This window comes from Butyrivibrio sp. AE3009, assembly GCF_000420845.1.
GTDB lineage: Bacteria > Bacillota > Clostridia > Lachnospirales > Lachnospiraceae > Butyrivibrio.
Map to the genome: position 1 here is coordinate 1 of NZ_ATVS01000040.1, position 20,782 is coordinate 20,782.

At 45.3% G+C, this 20,782-nt stretch carries 18 protein-coding genes and 1 tRNA gene; 12 read left to right on the forward strand and 7 right to left on the reverse strand.

All coding sequences use genetic code 11. The features are described 5' to 3' along the window. Positions 1-810 precede the first annotated feature (810 nt). From G588_RS0115420 to G588_RS23530, 7 genes are all read left to right on the forward strand, one after another. Complete coding sequence (locus tag G588_RS0115420; protein WP_022779610.1) at positions 811-1,296, forward strand: NUDIX hydrolase; 486 nt, start codon at positions 811-813, stop codon at positions 1,294-1,296. A gap of 98 nt (positions 1,297-1,394) precedes the next feature. Further along, positions 1,395-2,516: an alpha/beta hydrolase family protein gene (locus G588_RS20600; RefSeq protein WP_022779611.1), complete on the forward strand. Its 1,122-nt coding sequence runs from the start codon at positions 1,395-1,397 to the stop codon at positions 2,514-2,516. A 7-nt stretch (positions 2,517-2,523) separates the two neighbouring features. Then, the gene (locus tag G588_RS0115430; protein ID WP_022779612.1) at positions 2,524-2,961 is read left to right on the forward strand and encodes a LytTR family DNA-binding domain-containing protein; all 438 of its coding nucleotides are present in this window, start codon (positions 2,524-2,526) and stop codon (positions 2,959-2,961) included. Positions 2,962-2,981: 20 nt separating this feature from the next. Beyond that, a complete protein-coding gene (locus G588_RS0115435; RefSeq protein WP_022779613.1) occupies positions 2,982-3,422 on the forward strand; it encodes a DUF3021 family protein in 441 nt (146 codons plus the stop codon). 82 nt (positions 3,423-3,504) lie between these two features. Beyond that, entirely contained in the window at positions 3,505-3,738 is a 234-nt protein-coding gene (locus G588_RS0115440) for an AraC family transcriptional regulator (RefSeq protein ID WP_022779614.1), read from the forward strand. Next, positions 3,735-3,956, forward strand: a complete 222-nt coding sequence (locus G588_RS0115445) for a hypothetical protein (RefSeq protein ID WP_022779615.1) — start codon at positions 3,735-3,737, stop codon at positions 3,954-3,956. Before G588_RS0115440 ends, G588_RS0115445 begins: the two co-directional genes overlap by 4 nt. A 156-nt stretch (positions 3,957-4,112) precedes the next feature. After that, positions 4,113-4,310, forward strand: a complete 198-nt coding sequence (locus G588_RS23530) for an endo-1,4-beta-xylanase (protein ID WP_443110867.1) — start codon at positions 4,113-4,115, stop codon at positions 4,308-4,310. Between the two features lie 1,108 nt (positions 4,311-5,418). Here the strand turns inward: G588_RS23530 and G588_RS0115450 are convergent. From G588_RS0115450 to G588_RS0115465, 4 genes are all read right to left on the reverse strand, one after another. After that, positions 5,419-5,491, reverse strand: a tRNA-Thr gene (locus G588_RS0115450). A gap of 89 nt (positions 5,492-5,580) precedes the next feature. Further along, entirely contained in the window at positions 5,581-7,056 is a 1,476-nt protein-coding gene (locus G588_RS20605; RefSeq protein ID WP_022779616.1) for a carbon starvation CstA family protein, read from the reverse strand. A gap of 99 nt (positions 7,057-7,155) precedes the next feature. Next, a complete protein-coding gene (locus G588_RS20610; RefSeq protein WP_022779617.1) occupies positions 7,156-7,887 on the reverse strand; it encodes a LytR/AlgR family response regulator transcription factor in 732 nt (243 codons plus the stop codon). A gap of 3 nt (positions 7,888-7,890) precedes the next feature. After that, complete coding sequence (locus G588_RS0115465; protein ID WP_022779618.1) at positions 7,891-9,561, reverse strand: LytS/YhcK type 5TM receptor domain-containing protein; 1,671 nt, start codon at positions 9,559-9,561, stop codon at positions 7,891-7,893. 238 nt (positions 9,562-9,799) lie between these two features. Between G588_RS0115465 and G588_RS0115470 the strand changes: the two genes are divergently transcribed. From G588_RS0115470 to G588_RS0115480, 3 genes are all read left to right on the forward strand, one after another. After that, positions 9,800-11,584, forward strand: coding sequence for an ABC transporter ATP-binding protein (locus tag G588_RS0115470; RefSeq protein WP_022779619.1), 1,785 nt, complete (start codon positions 9,800-9,802; stop codon positions 11,582-11,584). 14 nt (positions 11,585-11,598) lie between these two features. Beyond that, entirely contained in the window at positions 11,599-13,386 is a 1,788-nt protein-coding gene (locus tag G588_RS0115475) for an ABC transporter ATP-binding protein (RefSeq protein ID WP_022779620.1), read from the forward strand. A gap of 221 nt (positions 13,387-13,607) precedes the next feature. Then, positions 13,608-14,207, forward strand: a complete 600-nt coding sequence (locus G588_RS0115480) for a PilZ domain-containing protein (protein WP_196804994.1) — start codon at positions 13,608-13,610, stop codon at positions 14,205-14,207. A 101-nt stretch (positions 14,208-14,308) separates the two neighbouring features. Here G588_RS0115480 and glmS read toward each other — a convergent pair whose 3' ends face one another. Next, complete coding sequence (gene glmS, locus G588_RS0115485; protein ID WP_022779622.1) at positions 14,309-16,132, reverse strand: glutamine--fructose-6-phosphate transaminase (isomerizing); 1,824 nt, start codon at positions 16,130-16,132, stop codon at positions 14,309-14,311. A 155-nt stretch (positions 16,133-16,287) separates the two neighbouring features. On the opposite strand from glmS, the gene G588_RS21800 reads away from it, so the two are divergent. Further along, entirely contained in the window at positions 16,288-17,223 is a 936-nt protein-coding gene (locus tag G588_RS21800) for an SH3 domain-containing protein (protein ID WP_022779623.1), read from the forward strand. Between the two features lie 118 nt (positions 17,224-17,341). Beyond that, positions 17,342-18,652, forward strand: a complete 1,311-nt coding sequence (locus G588_RS0115495; RefSeq protein ID WP_022779624.1) for a sugar phosphate nucleotidyltransferase — start codon at positions 17,342-17,344, stop codon at positions 18,650-18,652. Between the two features lie 79 nt (positions 18,653-18,731). On the opposite strand, the gene G588_RS0115500 is transcribed toward G588_RS0115495, so the two are convergent. Together G588_RS0115500 and G588_RS0115505 are read right to left on the reverse strand one after the other, a co-directional pair. Next, entirely contained in the window at positions 18,732-19,601 is an 870-nt protein-coding gene (locus G588_RS0115500) for a carbohydrate ABC transporter permease (RefSeq protein ID WP_022779625.1), read from the reverse strand. Further along, the gene (locus tag G588_RS0115505) at positions 19,601-20,698 is read right to left on the reverse strand and encodes a carbohydrate ABC transporter permease (protein ID WP_022779626.1); all 1,098 of its coding nucleotides are present in this window, start codon (positions 20,696-20,698) and stop codon (positions 19,601-19,603) included. The genes G588_RS0115500 and G588_RS0115505 overlap by 1 nt, the downstream gene beginning before the upstream one ends. Positions 20,699-20,782 lie beyond the last annotated feature (84 nt).

A 20,782-nucleotide genomic window follows, 5' to 3' on the forward strand; every position in this document is an offset into this window, starting at 1 on the left:
TGAACACTTGCAAATCAATGGAATTGCCATATGAGTGTAGATATTGCTGTATTTACCTGAAAAAGACCTGAAAAAGACACTTGTGGGATGAAGCAATCTTTATATGAGTGTTATGTGCGGGGATTTGTGGAGTAGTCAAACACTTGTATCAGTCATAGTTTGCTATTCGCGTGTCGGACTCCAATAGTAAGACACTTGAATCAAATAGAGCTTGCATTTTGCGTGTCTGCAGGGCTTTCTTGTTTAACCAACACAACCTTCCCACAAGTTTATACAGATTCGCAAAATTAGTATTTATTTAAAAATGCGAAATAAATATAAATGCACATCGTCAGTTCTATCGGAATTTAATATTTATATCTGTTTTATGTGAAAAACAATTTGGAGTAAAACAGATGTTGTTCTGCATTGAAGGAATCTTCAGTACACAGCACTTGGAAAGCGAAGAGATATCCTGCAGCAGAGGCATAGAAATATTCGCCTGTGAAGGAGCGCATAGATTCATGAGTTCTCTCAAAAGGACCTAAAGAATCTGTCCACGGCTCGTTGTTTGACGCCCGGCCATAACCACCCGGGAAACTATGTCAGAACTATCCGGGCGGAGTTTAGAGCCGTAGATTATTGGGGTTCTTTTGGGAGAACCATGAATCATAGCGAAAGAGGGGCGAATATTTCTATGCCTCTGCTGCAGGGTATCTCTTCGCTTTCCAAGTGCGTCCGGGAAACCAATAACCCCAGGAAAACCAACACCCTCGGGAAACCAATACCCCCGGTAAACCAACAAACTACATTCAGGGAGGAATTACAGATATGGAATACAATTGCGGATTTACTAATGAAAATAAGTGGTTCAGATATCGTGCGGCAGCGATAATCGTTGAGGATGGATATGTACTTTTTGCCGGAAATGAGATTGATGATTACTACTACTCCATTGGCGGCGCCGTTCACATGGGCGAAACTGCCGAAGCTGCCGTCAAAAGAGAAGTTCTCGAGGAAACCGGCGTTCCTTATGAGATTGACCGCCTCGCCGTGATCCACGAGAACTTTTTTGCTGATAATCAGGGCGGCTTAAAGGGCCTTGACTGCCACGAAATAGCCTTTTACTTCTTAATGAAGTCAAGAGGAACCAGAGAGCTTCACAGCGACAGCTACACCCAGGGCGTTAAGGAAAACATGTACTGGCTCCCCATCGCTGAACTCGATAAGTACAAAGCATTTCCCACCTTCATGAAGGATTATCTTCAGAATGAACATAGCGGCGTAGAGCATATCGTAACAGACGAAAGAATCTGATACTTGCATCTTGCCGCCAATTTGTGCATCTTACCCACCTAAGCATTGAATACAGACTCTATCGGCGATATAGTCTCATCAGAAAGGCGGTAAATAAGATGACAATTCAAAAGAAAAAGAAAAACACTAAGTTAGTTATATTTTGCATAATAGGAGTTATTATCCTTGGCGCGGTACTGTTCCGCACATATGTTATAACAGATTATAACGGCAGAGAAACAACAGGAGACTATGCACTTGCAGAAACATCAGCAATCCTGATCGATGACAGCAGGCTTGAAACCTTCGAGCAGGATGGTTCAAAACGTGAAGTTCCCGTACATTTTTATTTTCCTGAGAACATAGACGATTTCTCTGAGGACACCCTGCCTCTTGTAATCTTCAGCCACGGTGCCTTTGGCTATTATCAGAGCAACACCTCAACCTATATGGAGCTTGCAAGCCACGGCTATGTAGTGGTCAGCTTAGATCACCCATATCATTCTTTTTTCACAAAAGACTCTTCTGGTAAAACAGTCACTGTTGATTCCGAGTTTTTCCAGACCGCTCTGTCAGTAGGCGGCAGCGACGTTCCTGAAGCCGAGATCTATGACATTACTTCTGAGTGGATGCAGCTTCGCATTGCTGATATGAATTTTGTAGTAGATGAACTTAAAAAGGCCGGCAGTGACGATACGCTTTCCGCAGCATGGTTTTATGACGATAAGGACAAGGACATTCTCGTATCTGTTCTAAAGGTCACTGATTTTGATAAAATAGGATTGATGGGACATTCCATGGGCGGAGCGACTGCAGTAACAGTGGGAAGAAGAGCAGACATCTCAGCGGTAATAGATATCGACGGAACTATGCTGGGTGAAGAGACCGGCGTAGAGGATGGCGTTGTTCAGATCAATGAAGACCCCTATGAAACCCCCCTTCTTGCCATAGCCAACGAGGAGCACCATAGACAAGAAGTCGACGCAGTTAGAAATTCCTATGCTTATGCCAACAATGTCGTTCTTCAGAATGCAACCTGCGGATATGAAACCTATTTTAAGAACGCGGGACATATGAATTTTACTGATCTTCCGCTTATATCCCCCGCCCTGGCAAATATGCTCGGCACCGGCGACGTAGATCCGGGAGAATGTATTGATACCATGAACAGCATTATCTTAAGGTTCTATGACTGTTATCTGAAAGGTGAAGGAGAATTCTCTGTAGAAGAGAGTTACTGATTATTTAATGGAAATTAAGGTAAAAGAGATCCAGAACGACCAAACTGAATATATAGAGATCGGGTGCCATAAGCGCGATTCAAAAGTAGAAGAGATCATCCGTTTTGTTAAGCTCCACCAGGGAAGTATTGAAGCCACAAGAGAGGAAAAGCAGTATCAGATACCCCTTTCTGAGATCTATTACATCGAGGCTGTGGATGATAAGACCTTTATTTATCTTGGAAAAAACTGTTATGAATCCCGTAAGCGCCTATATGAATTCGAAGAGCTCTTATCCGACAGAAGCTTTGCCAGGATCTCGAAGTCAGTGGTGGTGAATCTGATGAAGATATCATCCATAAAACCGGCACTGAACGGCAGGTTCTTATGTCAGCTTAAGAACAATGAGAATGTGATAATTTCCAGGAAATATGTTTCTGAGATCAAGGAAAGGCTCCGGGGATAACCGGCAGCGAGGTGATTAACATGAAGGAACGTATCAGAGATATTTTAAACAGTTTTTTCATATCGGTGACACTGATAAATGTGGCAATGCTTATTCTGGGCAAGATACTTGCGCCAACCCAGGTCTTTGGCTATGAAGTATTTTTGTACCCGCTTATCTATGGACTTATCGGAACAATCCCCACGCTGCTCATCAGAGATAAAAAAGAATTATCGGTAAAGCAGGAGCTTATACGCAACATAGTAAGGATGCTGCTTCTCATAGTCCTTATGCTGGCATTCATGTTTGGCGGAAGAGAGATCACCTCCGAACTGATCGTTGCAGCAATTGGCGTGTCAGTGAGCATAGTTATCATTTTCATATTGGTGAATCTGATCATCTGGTGGCTGGATCTTAAGACCGCTAAGGATATGACCGAGGACCTTTTAAAGTATCAGCAGAAACAGGAAAATATGATGTAAAACATTACTCATTTTATCAAGAATAGTTTCATATGCATTCGTATAATAGAATCACGATATCGTAGTAGAAAGGACAAAGGGCATGGAAAATATTCAGCTCCTTATTGAGGCTTTGGAATACATCGAAGACAACCTCACTGAGGCCATCAAAACAGAGACCATTGCTGATCATTTGCACTGCTCAATGTCCACTATTGAAAAGCTTTTCAGGTACATTAACAACATCAGTATCAGGGATTACATAATCCGAAGACGCATGAGCAGGCAGCAGGAACTGACGACGTGGTATTCCGCATCGGCGGAGATGAATTCGTGATTCTGACAGGTTCATCAGACGAAAACTACGCAAGAACCCTATGCACAGAAATCCTAAGCCATAATGAAGAATCCATATCCTGGGAGGGCAAAGAAATCCCCCTCTCCCTATACGCCAGAGCAGTCCACTACGAAGGCGGCACAACCCTCAGATACTCCGAATTTTTCACCATGCTCCAGAACGAACTAAGCGACGAAAAAAAACACCAATACAACTAAATGAATATTTGCCAAGTAAGATAATGCCATAACCAGGATCTGCAAGGAAAAGGGCAGGGTAGGACTGATAAAAGAAGTCTTTGACAGGGCCATGCAGACAACCCTGATGCAGTTCTGCTGCTCAATGACTTCAACATTTCAACAAACTACGAGATTCTGATAGATGGTTGCCTTAACGCGGGGGTTCCTATAAGCGCCATAGGTATCCAGTCCCATCAGCATCAGGGCTATTGGGGAAAGGAGAAGCTGGAAGAAGTCCTGGAGCGCTTTGCACACTTTGGTCTTCCGATACATTTTACCGAAAATACTCTTATAATTCGAATTAGGCCAGTTATTTTGCGAACGATGTACTAGATGCCGGAGTCCATTTTTTATACAGCACTATAGATTGTAAAAATGAAGAGTTATGAACAAAGCGAATAAATATGTAGTTGAGATACCCTGTAGATTCAAAACCGCTGAAATTATGTGAGACATAAAATTATATAGTGGTAATTTATGTTAAGGAATCCGTACGCACACCCTTGACAGCACAAAGAATAATTGCTGCGTCGTCCCCACCGACGGCGAGGAACTCAGGAACAATCTATTTTTTCTCCGTCGAAGACAGCATTGTAGCAATTATTCTTTGCGCTATCAAGGGCAAGCCGCTTACGCGGTGGCTGTTTTCAGTACCTCGGGCTCAGAATCTTGGAACAATCTGGCGGAATTTCTTTGTACACAACAAAAACACGCGGAACAACATAAAACCTGTATATGAGTGTAAGGCAAGTTGTGGGCGAACACTCAGATTTATACTGACTTTCACTTCGAGTGCCTGTTGGAGCCAATAATTGACGAAATTTGGATATCAAGGCACTCCTAGAAGAAAAATGCCTATTCTGAAGTGTTACAAAAGCTAATTCATACACTCCTGCTGCTATTTATTTGTAATCCGCGTGTTATCTGTGCCTATAAGGAATCATTATCCTGATAATCATATGAAAATGCAATTAGTCCTTTTGTTAATATGCCTTTTAGAATCAATATTGAGCTAGGAATGGCTATTTTACAGTAAAAGTGCATATTAAAACGAAAAAATCTGAGATGTTAATCTGTATATCCGAAGTTATTTCAGTGGGATCAATGACAAATATGCATATGAAATATTCTATTATGCATGCGTTCATATGCCTTAGGTATAAACCAAGTCAGTTTTGTAAAAAGAGGCACTATATCAATGCTGTTTTCCTACTGCAAACAATAAAAAATACGACAGGCAGTAAGAACTAGACTAGTACATCGTTACTTAAATAACTGGACCAAATTCTTGTCTGCTTACTCGATAGCACAGTTCCAAAAGCCTCGACATAGCTAGCACGTATTAAAAAGGATTGAAGTTAGTAACCAGGGTGCGACTTTTCAAATTTTCCGTCCTCTCTCCAAAAAACAAAAAAGCCGCAACCCAAAAGGGTTACGGCTAAGCTGCTGACGAGAATCGAACTCGTGACCTCCGCACTACCAATGCGACGCACTACCGACTGTGCTACAACAGCTTGGACTTTTTTAAATCAGTCGCAAAAATTATTATAGCAAAGCCCCTCGAATTTTGTCAACAGAAATAATATTTTTTTAATGCTTTTTTTCACGCAGTATGGAGTTTGTGGTGGTGGCCATCATCTTTTTTTTTCTCAGTCACTGAAGTCCTTTTGGTTGCCAGTATAAAGAGCACAAGGAATACGATGGCTGCAACTATTCCCACAGGGTATGCGATCAGCACTGACAGATGCAGGCACTCAGGTGCACAGAAGAAATAGGTTACCGATACTGCTGACATGAAGGTTGCCGGAATTACTGTGATTATGTATAAGCGGCCATTCTTGAACAGATACATTGATGCTGTCCAGAGAGCTATCATAGCCAGGGTCTGGTTAGACCAGCTAAAGTATCTCCAAACGATGCCGTAGTTAAGCTGACTGATAAACGCGCCTGCAAGAAGAAGCGGAACGCAGAGGTAAAGTCTCTTTAAATAGGGCTTCTGATCAACCTTGAACCAGTCTGCAACCACAAGCCTTGCGGAACGAAAAGCTGTGTCGCCTGATGTGATAGGGCAGGCTATAACGCCCAGCATTGCAAGAACAATACCAAAGCCGCCCATTGTCTTTGTGCAGATATCATATACACATGCAGCCTGTCCGTTTGCAAGCATATCTGTAAGACCTGATGTAAGGCCGCCGGTCTTTTCATAAACTGCGCTGCCTGCTGCTGCCCAGATAAGAGCGATGATGCCTTCACATACCATAGCACCGTAGAAGACCATGTGGCTTTCTTTTTCCGACTTACAGCAGCGTGCCATAAGAGGAGACTGTGTTGCATGGAAGCCTGAAATGGCACCGCAGGCAACAGATACGAACATCATGGGCCAGATAGGTGTATTTGACGGATGAAGGTTTGAAAGCTGGATCTCAGGAATCCTGTAACCATGTGTGAAGATACCGATTCCAACTCCGACCGCCATGACGATAAGGCAGATTCCGAATACCGGATAGAGCTTGCCGATGATCTTGTCGATCGGAACAAAAGTAGCTATGAAATAATAGATAAGAATAAGTGCAAGCCAGAAGGTGCTGTTGGTAAGAAGTCCTGAGCCGCCCTGGTTGCCGATAAGAAGTGAAATAAGTCCGGCAGGTCCTACTGCAAAAACGGTACCTACCATAACAAGAAGAACTACGGAGAATACACGCATGATCGTCTTCATGATATTTCCAAGATACATACCTGTCAGCTCGGAAACACTGGCGCCGTCATGACGCATGCTCATAAAACCAACAGAAAAATCATGAACACCACCTGCCAGGATGGTTCCAAGAGTGATCCAGAGAAATACGGAGGTGCCCCACTGAGCTCCTGCAAGAGCTCCGTAAATTGGTCCAAGTCCTGCGATGTTCAGGAGCTGGATCAGGAACAGCTTCCACCTGGGCATCGTAACGAAGTCAACGCCGTCATTGATCCTGACTGCCGGAGTTTCTCTGTCATCCGGCCCAAATACCCTGTCAACAATAGCACCATAGATGAAATAACCTGCAATCAATACTGCTAAACATACAATAAAGCTGATCATATGAATCCCCTCCTATACTTTAGTGGAAAAAAGTTTCCCTATGATCAGTATAATATTATGCGGGATACCGAACAATGAAGAAGTATTAAAATGCGAAAATCAGGTACTGAAATGCATTTTAACTTCATGGATCATATTTCGGCTGATTGGGATAACAGTGTTTTCGCAGTCCTTAAGCTTGCATGCGTAGCCGTTGTTGTAGTCGGGGACAAGGGCTTCACAGGCATCCAGGTTTACAATAAAGCTCTTGTGGATCCGAAGGAACTGATTCCCAGCAGGACTCAGCTTCTTTTCCCACTCGATAAGAGGATCTCCGGAATAGTAGGTGTTGTGGTGACAATGGACCTTGGCACCCTTGTGGATAGCCTCGATATAGCTGATGTTGCCGGCATTTACAACCTCCATGTGATCTCCGGCAGGCAGCGCAAAGGGCCCCGGCTTTTTGGAGGGAATCATTTCTCTGTCTAAAAGCCTCTGAATTGACTTTCTTATGCGACCCTCATCAAAGGGCTTCAGGACATAGTCCACCGCCTCCACTTCAAAGGCATTTACCGCATAGTTTGCATAGGCGGTCACAAAGATCACGGCGGTATACAGCTCTTTTTCCCGCATCCTGGCGGCGAGCTCCGTTCCCTTCAGATCTCCCATCTCAATGTCAAAAAAGCAGGCATCAAAGGAGTTTTGCTCAATAAGCTCCAGAGCCGCGGCTCCATTTGAAGCCTCCAGGATCTCAACCTCCCTTCGGCCCATTTCTTTTAAAATCTTCTCCAGTAAAAAACGAAGTTCGCTTCTTGCCGGCCTCTCGTCATCCGCAATAAGTATTCTTGTCATGTATCATCCCTCCAACAAAGCTCTTGGCGGTATCCTCATGGATACTGTGGTGCCACTATCAGATGTCTCTATCTGAAGACCATGCTTTTCGCCGTATATGCTGCGAAGCCTTCCGTCCACGTTAAGAAGTCCGTACCGGCCCTTTGTGGTTTTGTCATTAAATGCTCTGAGAACCTGGTCCGGAATCCCATATCCATTGTCTGAGATACGGATAAAGAGTTCCTGGCCATCCATTCCCGCTTCAATTTCTACCTTTCCGATATCTCTTTTCATGGCGCCGTGCTTTATGGCATTTTCAACTATGGGCTGCAGGATAAGTGTGGGCACCTGCACATGAAGATCTCTTTCGATGTTCTTTTTGATAGAAAGCCGGTCCTCAAAGCGGGCCTTCTCCAGCATCAGATACGCATCTACCTGTTCAAACTCCGCCTCGATATCTATCATGTAGGCATCGCTGGAGTTCAGGTTATGCCTGAAATACACCGACAGAGCCTGGAGAAGCTCCCTTGCATAAGCCGGCTTTTCACGGCAGAAGCAGGATATGGTATTTAAACAGTTAAAAAGAAAATGCGGATTGATCTGGGATTGCAGAACGCGGAACTCAGCCCTTTCTCTCATCTTTTTCTGATATTCAACCTGATGTGCCTCGTAGTTGGTGGTAAAAAACTTGGCAAGGGCCAGCACCAGGCATTTGGCTGCTTCGGGGGATGAATAGCGCCTGTCAAAAACCAGCACGAGATAACCCCAGGTTTCACTTCCTACTGTGACCTTAGATCCGGAGGCCACAAGTGTGGTCTTAAAGGGCAGGGCCCTTCGCTCTTTTCTGTAGACCAGCTCTGTGACACACTTTTCATCAATATCCTTTAAGAACTCCTCAGACAGCGCATAACCGCAGTTTCGGAGCTCCTCTTTGCGGCTTGAAGGCAGGAAAAAGACATCACGGCATCTTGAAAATCCGCTGATGGTCTTTTCCATTTCTTTGTAATCCTCGTCGGTGATGTGATGCTTTCTGATATTCTGGACACAGGCGTCGGCTATGTTAAGGGCCAGTTGCATCTTGTCAGCGGCTATCAGGTTCTGCCTGGTATATATATCCTTAAACACAGAGAAAAACAGCACCATGCCGATGGAATTAAAGATGATCATCGGAAGGGCGATTATCTTAACAATGGGAACTGCAATGTTGATGGGACGCACAAAGATAAGGAGATTTGCCATGTGCATGCATTCGGCAGCAGCGGTGATAAAAACCAGATACTTCCACTCGAAGTCGATATTTCTTTTACGAAATACCTGGTAAAGAACTGCTCCCAGAACGCCCTCCAGGAACGTGGAAAGTGCGCAGGCGAAGGTTGTAACTCCGTGGATATCAAAAAAGAATCGGTGAATGGCGCCGATAAGACCGGCCAGAATGCCCACAGTGGGGCCGCACAAAAGACCTCCCGCCAGGGCGCCGAGAACGCGGGTGTTAGGAATAGCCCCCTGAACCTGAGCGCCGGTGCAGGTTGAAAAAATACAGAATCCTCCGAAAATCCCACCAAGCACAAGCTTAGCCAGGAGCGTGTGCTTGTTCTCCTCGCAGATGATCTGTGTAACTACAGGAATTCTTACCAGAACATTGGCAATCAGAACAAGAAGGCCAATGTTGACGATCATGTTGTAGTACAGTTCCATATGTTTTCCCCCAACAGATTACATATAAACCCAACTAATATAATTTTACAGCTTTGCCAGGCCTTCATCAATTGAATCGAGTTAAAAAATCTGGGGTATATCGTTATTTTTGTGACTCCAGTGCAAAAAATGAGAAGCTCCCATGTCGGAAACTGAATGGTTTTAAGAATTCTTTCAGCTTACAATTAAAGAATGCTCCAAAAAACAATATCACAAATCATAAATCGGGAGATGTGAAATGAAAGCTAAGAACTCAAAATGGAAGTATCCCAGAACCAGATTACAGTGGCTGTGGGACAACATGGAGGGGGCAAGGCTCCTTTATGTATTCGCGATCCTGGGCACGGTTATCTACAATATGATGCAGCTAACGGTGCCCTTTTTTTCCGGCCGGATCATAGACAGATTCCTGTCAGGAGAAGGTGCAAGGCAGTATCTTGAGGCTCATACGGATGAGTTTATAAGGCGTCTGCTGCTGATGATAGGTCTGACAATTCTAAGGTGCGCTATAGTCTATCTGGACTGTATGGCCTATGAGAAGGTGTCCCAGACTGTTCTGTTCAGGGTCAGGAACTTCCTCTACGACAAGATCCAGAGGCAGGATATGAAGTTTTATTCCACCTACAGAACCGGTGACCTCATGACCAGAGTGACCGGTGACCTGGACGCTGTTAGGCATATGGTGGCCTGGGTTGTCAGAATGGTAGTGGAGGCTTTTGCGCTTATAACCGCAACCGCTGTCTACTTCATAGCTATGAACTGGCAGCTGGCCTTCAGCCTTCTTATCGTGGCACCCCTTATCTTTTTTATCATATATGTATTCAAGCTCCTGGTGGCACCAATGCACGCCCTCCTTCGTGAGAAGCTGGCCTACATGAACACCGTTGCCCAGGAGAATATCGCCGGCAACCGCGTGGTTAAGGCTTTTGCCAGAGAAGACTATGAGATTAAAAAGTTCGATGACTGCAACACAGACTTTAGGGATACCAACAAAAAGACTGCATTAGTGTGGCTTAGATTCTATCCTTTTATAGAAACTCTGGCTAACCTCTTATCAGTCATCCTTATTCTGGTAGGCGGTCTCTTCCTTATAGACGGTAAGCTATCTATGGGTGAATACGTGGCTTTCTCAGGACTTATCTGGGCCATTGCCAACCCCATGAGACAGCTCGGTAACGTAATGAACGAGTTCCAGAGATTCTCGGCGGCTTCTGCCAAGGTTATGGAGATCTACTACTCGGAGCCTGAGATCAAGGACGCACCCGATGCGGTAGACAAGCCCGAGCGCTTCAGAGGAGAAGTTGAGTTTAAGAATGTATCCTTCATGTATTCCGACGGTAAGCTCCCGGTCCTTGAACATATATCCTTTAAGGCAGAGCCCGGCCAGACCATTGCAATCATGGGCGAGACCGGCTGCGGCAAGACTTCCCTGATCCACCTGATTCCCAGGTTCTATGAGCCCATTGAGGGAGAAGTGCTGGTGGACGGCGTTAACGTCAATAAACTCAAGCTCACACAGCTTCGCAAAAACATAGGTCTCGCAACTCAGGATGTACTACTTTACTCCGATACCATTGACGGCAACATCGCCTATGGTGACAGTGAGCTGAGTAAAGAGCAGGTAGTGAGATTTGCCAAGTACTCGGCTGCCTCAGACTTTATCGCCAAGATGCCCGAGGGTTATGACACAATAGTCGGAGAGAGAGGCGTTGGCTTATCCGGCGGACAGAAGCAGAGAATATCCCTTGCAAGGGCGCTGGCCGTAAGACCTTCCATCCTTATCCTTGACGATACCACCTCCGCCGTGGACCTTGAGACGGAAAAAGAGATCCAGGAGAGCCTTCGTAACCTGGATTTCCCCTGCACCAAGATCATCATCGCCCAGCGTATATCCACCACCAAGGATGCGGACCAGATCCTCATCATGCAGCACGGCGAGATAACAGAGCGGGGAACCCACGAAGAACTTATCAAAAAAGGCGGCTACTACGCAGAGCTTGTTAAGCTCCAGGCCGGTGCGTGAAAGGAGGAAGTAAGATGGCAAGACGAAATACCTACAAAGAAGATGAAATCTTAGAAGAGCCTTTTGACATACGACACCTCCTAAGGGCATGGGTATATATCAAAAAGCAAGCAGGCAAAATGGCGCTGGCACTTATCCTGTCTGCAATTGGCGGAGCTGCGGCCCTTGTCAGCCCTATTATCGTACAGAGAGCTCTTGATATAGCAATTCCGCAGAAGGATGTAAATATGCTGTATCGACTGGTGGTATTTGCATCGGTTTTCTACATTATAAGTGTGCTTTTTACCACCATCAGATCAAGGGTCATGGTTAATGTCAGCCAGGACATTATCTATCAGATAAGGACGGACCTGTTTAAGCACCTGCAGAAGCTCCCCTTCCAGTACTATGACGACAGGCCCCACGGCAAGATCCTGGTAAGGGTGGTTAACTACGTCAATTCCGTTTCGGACATGTTAAGTAACGGACTGATTAATGTCATCCTTGAGATCATCAACCTTGTATTTATCGTGATTTTCATGTTCGCAGTTGATGTGAAGCTTAGCCTTGTGGTTCTGGCGGGAGTGCCTTTCCTTATGGTATTCATGTTCTGGATCAAGAACAAGCAAAGAAGAGCCTGGCAGGCCGTATCCAACAAGAACTCCAACCTTAATGCTTACCTTCAGGAGAACATAGTAGGTGCAAGGATAACTCAGATATTTGCAAGAGAAGACGAGAATGCTGATATCTTCAGGACTCTGTCAAATAACTGCCGTAAGACCTGGATGACAGCCGTAAGCTACTCCACCATGGTATGGCCCGGAATAGATATTATCTCGGTTCTTGTAAGGGCAGCGATCTACATCTTCGGTCTTCTCATCTTTGCAGGCGGCAACGAGACCCTGGGTACCATCGTGGCAATCTCCAGCTACGCCGCAAGATTCTGGCAGCCCATTATGAACCTGGGAAATATCTTCAACGGCTTTATCAACAACATGGCTTATCTTGAGAGAATCTTTGAAGCAATGGACGAGCCCGTAACTGTTGACGATGCGCCGGATGCCGTTGAGATGAAGAAGATGGTGGGAGAGGTAACCTTTGATCACGTTTCATTCTCCTATGAGAAGGGCAAAGAAGTTCTGCACGATGTATCCTTCACGGTTAAGCCCGGTGAGAGTGTAGCCCTGGTAGGTCCCACAGGAGCCGGAAAGAGCACCATCGTAAGCCTTATTTCCAGGTTCTACAACGTAGACAGCGGTCGTATCCTCATAGACGGTCAGGACATCTCCAAGGTTACTTTGCAGAGTCTTAGGTCCCAAATGGGTATAATGTTGCAAGATAGTTTCATTTTCTCGGGAACAATTGAGGACAACATCAGATACGGCAAACTGGATGCCACAGAGGCTGAGATAAGACGTGCCAGCAAGACCGTATGCGCCCATAACTTTATCAAGGGCATGTCCGGAGGCTACAGGACTGAGGTTAAGGAGAGGGGCGCACTTTTGTCCCAGGGCCAGAAGCAGCTTATATCATTCGCCAGAACGCTTTTGTCAGATCCTTCTATACTGGTCCTTGACGAAGCTACCTCAAGTATAGATGTCCAGACTGAGAAAGCGCTGCAGCAGGGACTTGATGCCATGCTGGCAGGCAGAACCAGCTTTATCATAGCCCACAGACTTTCCACCATCACCAAGTGTGACAAGATCATGTATATCAACGACGGCGGAATAACAGAGTGCGGAAGCCATGAGGAACTCATGGCCAAGAAGGGCGATTACTATCACCTGTATACAGCTCAGATCGAGGGCCTTGAGGTGGGCTGATTGTCCAATAGAACGTAATAACAATTATATATAATCGTAAAAAGCCACGGAAACTGAAATTATACGAAAAGGTTTTCGTGGCTTTTTTTGAAATTTTTATACAGTATTTCGTCAAGAACACAATTTTTTCACATATATAACACAAACTGTTCACCGGTCATTTTTATACTGAGCGTATGAAGATACAGGATATGAAACAAGGCAAAAAAATCATGATCAGTATGATTCATAACGGTTTGATGGTTAAGGCAGAAGCTACGGTGCTGATACACTACGAAGGAGGAGCTCTTATTACACCGGTTTATAGCAACGGAACTATTGTTAACAGCTGTAGCAGCGCAAGCCTCATATATGAGGACGATTATACAGATGAAAAGCATCTGTTTAAGGTGGACTCACTTCAGAGGGTAGATTTTGGCGGTTCTGCTTTTCACATTGTCAAAGGGAAAGAAATCACAGGTGAGAACAACAGAAGAAGAGCCAAGCGCTACTATGTCAATATTCCCGGCACTGCGTATGTAAATGGCTTTACGCCCTACAACATTGTTGTTCATGACGTATCACTTCGAGGCATGGCATTTTTGGCCGACGGTCTTGCCAAATACAAGGTTGGAGACACCGTAAGGTTGATGTTCCATAAGAGCAAGAACAGCAAACGAATCGATGTTGTGGGATCTGTTGCGAGAGTGTTCAAGATAAGCGGCCATGAAGCAATAGGTCTTAGTCTCAGCGGCTTTTCCGCTGACTATATCAATTTTGTTTTGGAGAAAAAGAGCGAAATAGAGGACGGCGTTAGCGCTGCAACCACTATTTCGGCATAATAGGATGTTCTCCATATGTTACACAGCTTTCACACACACTTTTTCATATAAAAACGCCTGACACATATCGTCCCAGTGTCAGGCGTAATTTTTTTACATCTTTATTCTACTGTAACAACCTTGGCAAGGTTACGTGGCTTGTCCACATCATAGCCCTTGGCTGCTGAGGTGAAGTAAGCGATCAGCTGCATAACAACTGCAGCGGGGAAGGGCATGAACATGTCATCGATTTCGGGAAGGAGGAAGGTATCCTCCTCAGCGATGTTCATATCCTTATAGAGGGACTGCTTGGTAATAAGAAGTACATTTCCGCCGCGGGACTGAACCTCACGGATGTTGGAATACTCCTTGGAAGCCAGTGCCTTCTGAGTTACCAGTGCAACCACAGGTATACCGTCTGTTATAAGTGCGATGGTACCGTGTTTGAGCTCTCCGGAAGCGTAGGCTTCGGAGTGGATATAGGAAATCTCCTTGAGCTTGAGTGATCCTTCAAGAAGCAGGGAGTAATCCAGGCCTCTGCCGATCATGAAACACTGGTCTGAGGAGAGAAGGCTCCTGGTCATGTTCTTGATAAAGTCCTTCTGATCAAGGATCCTGCCAATAACTTCGGGAATACTGTTAAGTCCCTCAAGATATGCTGCTACCTCAGCCTGTGTGAGGAGTCCGTTAAGTCTTGCTGCATGAATTGCCAGGAGATAGAATACGGAAGCCTGGCTGGTAAAGGCCTTGGTACTTGCAACCGCGATCTCCGGACCTGCGTGTGTATAGATACAATAGTCACTGTTATCTGCAATGGTTGAACCCTTGACATTAACTATGGACAGAACCTTGGCACCGCGCTTCTTGGCGTATTTGATAGCTTCGAGGGTATCGATTGTCTCTCCTGACTGTGAAACGGCGATAACCAGTGTGCCTGGCTTGATAACAGGGTTGGTGTAAGTAAACTCTGAAGCCATGGCCACGTCCGTATGAATATTTGCAAGTGTGTGGAACAGCTGCTGACCGATAAGGCCGGCGTGCATGGCTGTACCGCAGGCGATAACTATGATGTTCTGATTCTCTCTAAAGAGTGAATCGGGAATCTGCTCATCTGCAAAGGAAGTGGTGCCGTTTATGATATGAGGCTCTATGGTGTTGCGGATGGCATCGGGCTGTTCGTGGATCTCTTTTTCCATATAAAAAGGATATCCGTCCTTGCCGCCGCGGCTGGTATCCCAGTCGATCTCCATAAGCTGGAGAGGAACCTCACGTCTCTTCTCGTCGTGAACGATGATGCCCTTGGAGGAGAGACAAGCCACCTGATATTCGGGAAGGAATGCATATTCTCTTGCATGAACACCAAGGGCTGCTACATCAGAAGCAAGAAGAGCTCCGTGCTCAGTCATTGCAACAACGATGGGGCTGACGTTTCTGATTGCATATATATTACCGGGCTTATCGGAAAAAAGTACAGCGAAGGCGAAGGTTCCTTTCAGAACACTTACCAGGTCTCTAAGGGCCTTCTCGGGATCGCCGTCGTAGAGTGAATCAAGAACTGCGGCTGCAACCTCGGTGTCGGTCTCTGAAACCAGCCTGTCCTTAAGATTGTACTCCTTGATAAGCTCCTTGTAGTTCTCGATGATTCCGTTGTGAACCAGGGTAACTCTTCCCTGCTGATGAGGATGAGCATTTGCATCGCTGACACCGCCGTGGGTAGCCCAACGGGTGTGACCGATACCTGCGCAAGGGTCCTCTGGAAGATCCTGACAGATGGCTCTTAAGGCTGAAACCCTGCCTGCGACCTTTTTGACAACAGGACCCTTATCAGGATCTGCAAAAAGAGCTACACCTGCACTGTCATAGCCTCTGTACTCCAGAAGCTCCAGTGAATCAAGTAGAATATCTATAGTAGTTTTTTTACCTATGTAACCTATTATTCCGCACATATTATCTCCGTCATAATGTCGTTTTCTGTTTGCTAATACTTAGTCATTATAATAATAAGGAAGGCGATAGTCAAATTCGGTGATTTGACATATTTTTGACGCTAATGTAAAATTTTTAGGATATGAATATTATTACCTTCAAAAACAGAAATTTAATGATACTCATAGCATTTGCCGCTTTCTTCAGCGTGCTCCTTGCAGTGGGAATGATGGCAGCCAACAAGGTTGAGACTACCTCATCCTCAGAATTGTCCAGCAGCGCCGTGGCAACAGCCATAGCAGAGGACATCACCATGGCTGTGGAAGAAACGGAATCGGAAGTAGAAGAGATGGTCAGCACCGTCAGCGTATCTCAGGAAGAAGCTACGGTGGAACTCACCAGAACTGTTTTTACTGTTACCGAGTATGAGGCTCCGAAGACCAAATATACCAGTGACACCGTCAATGTAAGAGCCGGTGCAGGCACCGATTATGACAAGGTGGGCAAGCTCTCCTGGGGCAGCGCCGTGGAGGTCACCGGAGAGACCGACAATGAGTGGTATGAGGTTTCATTCAAGGATTCGACTGCTTATATCAAGGGAGAATACATGGTGGACGAGCTTCCCGGAACTCCTTACGTATTTGTTGGTGATTCCAGAACAGTACAGCTTCAGATGGCTGTTGGATCCTCAGACAAGGCCTATATTGCCAAGATAGGTGAGGGCTACAGCTGGTTCAAGGGATCGGCACTTTCACTTATTCCTGTATACGCAGGAAAGGGCACCAAGATGATCATCAATTTCGGTGTCAACGATCTGGCCAATGCCGGCAAGTATGTCAGCCTTGTCAACAGCTATATCGATACCTGGTCCAATGCAGGGATCACAGTATATTATGCGGCTGTTACACCGGTAGGAGACGGCGCCAGCGTATCCAATGCCCAGATTGAGAGCTTCAATGCCCAGCTTCAGGCGGGACTTGACTCCAGAGTGCAGTGGATCGACGGCTATACATATCTTAAGCAGGCAGGCTTTACAACTGCCGATGGACTTCACTACAACGCAGCTACCTACAGAAGCCTTTATTCCTATTACATGTCGGTTATCGGCTGAATATGAATACACAATTACCCTGTATAGTAATTGTCTGACGCAATTATATATGGGGGTTTTTTATGGGAAATAATTTTATTATTTAAACCACATTATTATAGAAGAAAAGAGAAATCACATGAACATAGTTTTATTATCCGGCGGCTCAGGCAAGCGCCTCTGGCCCCTTTCCAATGACATCAGATCCAAGCAGTTTATCAAGATATTCAAAAAAGAGGACGGCTCCTACGAGTCCATGGTTCAGAGGGTCTATCGTCAGATCAAAAAGGTTGATAAGGACGCCACTGTTACCATAGCCACCAGTAAGGCGCAGGTTTCATCAATCCACAATCAGCTGGGAGAGGATGTGGGCATTTCAATCGAGCCCTGCAGAAGAGATACTTTCCCTGCCATTGCGCTGGCTACAGCTTATCTTGTAGATGTCAAGGGTGTTGATCCTAACGAGTCTGTTGTTGTTTGCCCTGTGGATCCTTATGTTAATGATGACTATTTTGAGGCCATCAAGGCTCTTTCGGAGCAGGCTGACAGAGGTGAAGCCAATCTGGTGCTCATGGGAATAGAGCCTACCTATCCTTCCGAGAAGTATGGATACATTATTCCCAAGGATGCAGAGGATGTCAGTATTGTAGATACTTTCAAAGAGAAGCCCACAGCAGATGTGGCCGCTCAGTATATCAGCCAGGGAGCTCTCTGGAACGGAGGCGTGTTTGCGTACAAGCTGTCCTACGTCCTTAACAAGGCTCACGAGCTTATTGATTTTACGGATTACAACGATCTTTTTGCTAAATATGACACTCTCACCAAGATCTCTTTTGACTATGCAGTTGTTGAGAAAGAGAAGAAGATTCAGGTTATGCGTTTCAACGGAGAGTGGAAGGATCTCGGAACCTGGAATACCCTTACGGAAGCAATGGAAGAGAACGTTATTGGCAAGGGTATCCTTAATGATAAGTGCAAGGGTGTACACATCGTCAATGAGATGGATGTGCCTGTTCTTGCCATGGGACTTACGGATGTGGTGATCTCAGCATCTCCCGAGGGAATCCTTGTATCAGATAAGGAGCAGAGCTCCTACATCAAGCCCTTCGTTGATTCCTTCGAGCAGCAGATCATGTTTGCAGAGAAGTCCTGGGGTAATTTCAAGGTTATAGACGTTGAGAATGCCAGCATGACCATCAAGGTAACCCTTAATGCGGGCCATTCCATGAATTATCACAACCATGAATACCGCGATGAAGTATGGGTAATTATTTCCGGAACCGGAAGAACCGTGGTTGACGGCGTGGAGAACCCTGTTAAGCCCGGAGATGTGATCACCATGAAGGCCGGCTGCAAGCACACCATTTTTGCTGAAACTGAGCTCAAGCTCATTGAGGTACAGCTGGGCGAGTCGATCAATGTTCAGGATAAGAAGAAGTTTGAACTGTAATAATATGTAAAATAGAAGACGCATGTCGTGTATCGGCATGCGTCTTTTTAGTGGGTTTTTATGTAAATTAGTTAAGTGGTTATCCCTTAACAGCTCCTTCTATCATGCCTTCCATGATTTGCTTCTGTGCGATAAGGAAGATAACGATCATAGGAATGATTGCAAGTAGAGCTGCGGGAAGGATTCTGTCCCAGCTCTTTACGTAGGATCCAACGAACTTCTGAATGGCGATTGGAATCGTCATAACCTTACCGTTCTGTCCCAGCATCATTGAAGGAAGAAGGTAGTCGTTCCAGATCCACATTCCGTTAAGGATGGTAACTGTAGTGATTACAGGTGTAAGGAGCGGGAAGATGATCTGGAAGAAGGTCTGCTCCGGTGTGCAACCGTCGATGGAGGCAGCTTCCTCAAGGTCAAAGGGCACGCCCTTGATGAAACCTGTAAGAATGAATACTGTCATGGCTCCGCCAAATCCAAGATATGCAAAAACGATACCGGGAACGGACTGAAGCATCGGAATTCCAATGAATTTTCCCACATCTCTGAAAGTAGAGATAAGAGGCAGCATAACTACCTGGAAGGGAATGATCATGGATGCGATAAATGTAAAGTAAATAACTGTGGACCAGATGGTCTTGTTTCTGCAGATAACCCATGCTGCCATGGCTCCGAAAAGAGAGAGCAGAACCAGTGACAAAATGGTGATGACAGCGGAGGAAGCAAATGATGAGAAGAACTTGAAGTTCGGGTCATTTACAACCGCCTTGATGTTGGTGAAGAGCTGCCCAAAGCTGGCACCTGCAAGGCTTACAGGATTGGAAGTGATATCAGCTGTCACCTTGCCGGAGTTGATAAGCAGAAGGAAGAATGGGAACAGTACATATACTGCGATAATGATAGCAATGATGAATCGTATTACAACGCTGGAAGTACTTTCTTTTCTATGCATTATAATTCCACCTCCTTCTTATTGGATATGCGAACCTGAATAATGGATACGACTGCAAGGATGATGAAGAACAGAACCGCTTTTGCCTGGCCCAGTGCGTAATCGTTGTTGATAACCGCAGTGGTGTAGATATTAAGGGCAAGCATCTCTGTACCGTTGGCGATGTAAGAGCCAAGGAACTGTACGGAACCCTTACCACCTGTCAGAGCAAGGTTTACATCGAACTGTTTGAAGGCTGATGTAAGTGTAAGGAAAGTACAGATCGTGATTGTAGGTGCGATCATGGGAATCTTGATGTTGAAAAGAGTCTGGATCGCGTTGGCTCCGTCGATGGAGGATGCTTCAAGAACATCTCCGGGGATAGTGTTAAGACCCGTGATGTAGATGAGCATGATATAACCTGCGTACTGCCAAATATATACGATAATGATAGCTACAAAGGCTGTCTTTGTGTCCGAAAGCATTGAATATGTACCGGAAAACTTAGTAACAACCTGGCTGAAAATGAACTGCCAGATATAACCCAAAACGATTCCTCCGATAAGGTTGGGGAGGAAGTACGCTGCTCTGAAGAATCCAAGGCCCTTGATCTTAGAAGTGCAAAGAAGGGCTAAGAGGAAAGCAACAAGGTTGACCAGAATCATATTAAATACTACAAACAGGAAGGTCAAAAGAATTGACCAAAGGAATGCCGGCTGTTTGAACATTCTGGTGTAGTTGTAAAAACCTACGGTTTCTGTCATTTTGATACCGTTCCAGTCGGTAAAGGAATAGCCGATACCAAGGAAAAGAGGAATGATAACAGTTACCAGAAATGCGAATAATAATGGGAAAAGGAAAATAAAATTGATAATGGCGCGGTGGTGTTTAAGCGTCGGGAAAAGATAGAGACCAACGATCAGAAGAATTACACCGATTACACACATGATGCCTCTGCCGAAAATTATAGGTGTGGCCTTGCCGCCAATGTTCATTGTAAACAGGATGAGGTCCCCTGCCCCTGTTATGGAAAGTGCAAGTCCTGCAATAAGAAGTACCAGTCCGAGTATTAAGCTGCCAAAGGATGCTATTTTCCGGCCTGTAGAAAAGTTACCCATCTGTAATCCCCCTTTCAGATTATAAGCGATGGAAACAGTTAATCTTGTGAAAAAACAGGCAGGGCATGCATGCCCTGCCTGCAT